The organism is Herbidospora sp. RD11066 (assembly GCF_054661255.1).
Genome location: NZ_BAAGDO010000040.1, coordinates 1 through 456, shown reverse-complemented (window position 1 = coordinate 456; position 456 = coordinate 1). Strand labels below are relative to the sequence as shown.

Here is a 456-nt window from a genome sequence, read left to right as displayed (position 1 = left end):
TTTCTCTCAGGTGACACTTTTCTGGGAGAAAGTTCTGGATGAAGCAGCAAGAGCTCGCTTGGTGAGCAACATTGCCGGTCATCTCAAGGATGCCAAGGAGTTTATCCAGAACCGTGCAGTGGAAAACTTCAGCAAAGTGCATGCTGACTTTGGCAACAGATTGACCAAGGAATTAGCCACATACAAGAAGTAAAATGCCACAGAAGCGCTTCATGGAACAATTGAATGCAATGGAAACAAGTGACAATTGTATACTCTGTGGATTGAATTAGCGTGAATTAAATTTCTAACATACATGAAATAGACTTTGTAAGCAGTCAATCTGCAAACCTTTTTAATGAGGAAAAGTAGCGACTCACACCACAGTGTACTAATAAAGTAAAAGTGAAGGCTGTAAATCAATAATACTTTATCAAGTGGACGTAGTTCGCTTCGTTTTGATCTTACGTTCTTTGG

General features: G+C 39.9%; 1 protein-coding gene. It reads left to right on the top strand.

The features are described 5' to 3' along the window. A partial coding sequence (locus ACYQ78_RS39270) for a catalase-related domain-containing protein (protein ID WP_459806084.1) occupies positions 1-193 on the top strand: 193 nt, incomplete at its 5' end. Positions 194-456: the final 263 nt, after the last annotated feature.